This window comes from Intestinibacter sp. (assembly GCF_022780145.1).
GTDB lineage: Bacteria > Bacillota > Clostridia > Peptostreptococcales > Peptostreptococcaceae > Intestinibacter.
Map to the genome: position 1 here is coordinate 1 of NZ_JALEXO010000122.1, position 2591 is coordinate 2591.

The following is a 2591-nucleotide window of genomic DNA, read 5'->3' on the forward strand; positions in this document are numbered from 1 at the left end:
TTGGCTTTGAGTAAACTCGCAATAAAAATACTATTCACAGCTACAAATACAAATAATTTTTCTTCAAAAATATAAGCCACAGTACATAAAACAATTGGAATCAAGTTTAAAAGACTATTAAATAGCACGGGCTTTAAATTGAGCTTTAAATCTCTCTTGGCGAGCTTCTTTATCTCCTTTGTCTTCATGATCTTCTTCTTCCAAATGCTAAACTCCACGACAGCTCCATTTTCATTGAAAACTCTAATTTCACCGCTGTGCTTGTCGATTATTTTCTTGCATATATAAAGGCCAAGCCCAGAATTTCCATTGCTATTTGCTCTCGATTTATCTCCCTTGTAAAATCTATTAAAAACATTTGGCAAGTCCTCTTTTCTAAATCCAGCGCCACTGTCTTTTATCTTAAATACTACTTTGTCTTGTTCGTTTTGCGAAATATCTACTTCTATACTGCCACCTTCATCTACATATCTAAAGCTATTCGTTATTATATTATCTATAACTCTAGAAATCTGCGATTTGTCTATATAGACGACGGCATCGTTTAATTCGCTATCTACATTTACACAAAAGTTAAGATGCTTCTCATTTGCCAAGGTTTTGTAATCCTCAAACTTCTCATTTATAAAATCATCTAGTAAAACTTCCTTTTTATCTAAAATAAAATCTGAATCATCGATTTTAGATAAAACATTTAGATCATCTACTAAAGCAACCGCTCGATTTGTAGATTTTTCTATTACATTTAGATATCTCTTTAATCTTTCCTCATTTTTATACGCCCCACTTTGTAAAAGCTCCACATGACCCTTTATCAAGGTAAGCGGACTTCTCAAATCGTGTGAAAGCGACTGGATTATATCCTGCTTTTCCTTTTCGCTTTTTAACTGTGTATTGAAGGCATCCTTTAAATTTACACGCATTTTCTCAAATGACTCAGCTATCTTATTTGGCTCATCTATATCCTCGTAATTTATATCTAAATTTATATCTTGATTTTCAAAAGTATCTATTTTTTGTGGACTTTTATCGATTTTTTTGATATATATTTTTGAAAAAATAACTGAATACAAAGCTATAAAAATATAAGGCGATACATAAGTTATAAAATTAAAAATCCAATTGCTATTTAGCGAGCTCTCATTGTAAATAGCCTTCAACTTAAAAAATTCATAAAAATTTCCAACTATCTCTCGACTAGCTTCACTATTAAATACTGTTCCTATAAATATAAATTCTAGACAGAAATTAAATAAAATACTGCTAAATATACTCGCAACAATAATCCCTATTAATGTATACACAAATTGTCTTTTAATATATTTTTTATCAATCAAATACACTCCCCCCGACGTTTATTTTTTAAATTTATATCCAATTCCCCATACAGTTTGTATGCTGTCAAATTCTTTGTTTATCTTTAAAAATTTTGCCCTTATTTTCTTTATATGCTCTGAAACTGTAGCGCTATCTCCCTCTGCATCGTATCCCCAAACCTTTTCGTAAATATCCTCCTTTGAAAACACCATACCTATATTTAAAGCCAAAAGCTCTAGTATATCAAACTCTCTCTTAGTAAACACTATATCCTCGCCAAAATACTCGACCTCTCTACTTTTTAAATTCATCTTTATATCTCCAATCATCAAGTAATTCTTTTCTTTTTTTCTGTTGTCCCTTCTTATATGCGCATTCATCCTAGCCCTTAATTGATTTATACTAAACGGCTTTGTAATGTAGTCATCTCCTCCTAATGCAAGTCCCTTTATGATATCCTCCTCTGAAGTCTTTGCCGTTAAAAAAATAATCGGAATTTCTACTTCATCTCTGATTTTTTTGCAAAAGCTAAACCCATCTGTCCCCGGCATCATTACATCTAAAAGCACTATATCTATATCGTCATTTAGCTTTATATACGCCTCCTCTGCAGAATTTGAAATCACAACCTCGTATCCATCGTCTTCTAATATATCCTTTATAAGGTATAAAATATCCACATCGTCATCTATTACCAATGCTTTTTTCATAAAATCTCTCCTTGCTATTTTTAATTTCGTATCTTAATTATAATATAGAATAAATTTTTAAAGAAACTTTAAAGAAAGAATATAATTTTCTACACATAAAAAAATCTTACAGCTAATTATTTTATAAATTAGCTGTAAGATTTTTTAAGTTTTATTTAAATATATTTTATTAACGTCTATCCGAAATATCTTTGTAATAATCCCAAGAATGCTTTACCGTGTCTAGCTTCGTCTTTACACATTTCATGAACTGTATCGTGTATAGCATCTAATCCTAATTCTTTAGCTCTCTTAGCTAATTTTAATTTTCCTTCTGTTGCTCCATATTCAGCATCTACTCTTACTCTTAAGTTTTCTTTAGTATCTGCAGCTACACATTCTCCTAATAATTCAGCAAATTTTGCAGCATGTTCTGCTTCTTCAAAAGCTATTCTCTTATATGCTTCTGCTACTTCTGGATATCCTTCTCTATCTGCTTGTCTACTCATTGCTAAGTACATTCCTACTTCTGTACATTCTCCTGTGAAGTTAGCTCTTAAATCTTCTACTACTTGTTCGTCTACT

The 2591-nt window shown here is 31.0% G+C and carries 3 protein-coding genes; all 3 read right to left on the reverse strand.

The genetic code is table 11. From position 1 onward, the window contains the following. Positions 1–1337: sensor histidine kinase (locus MR593_RS04570; RefSeq protein ID WP_290690228.1), on the reverse strand; the 1337-nt coding region annotated here is incomplete at its 3' end. 18 nt (positions 1338–1355) lie between these two features. Then, a complete protein-coding gene (locus MR593_RS04575) occupies positions 1356–2027 on the reverse strand; it encodes a response regulator transcription factor (protein WP_290690229.1) in 672 nt (223 codons plus the stop codon). A 176-nt stretch (positions 2028–2203) separates the two neighbouring features. Continuing rightward, positions 2204–2591 (reverse strand): ferritin-like domain-containing protein (locus MR593_RS04580; protein ID WP_290690231.1); only part of this gene is annotated, 388 nt, incomplete at its 5' end.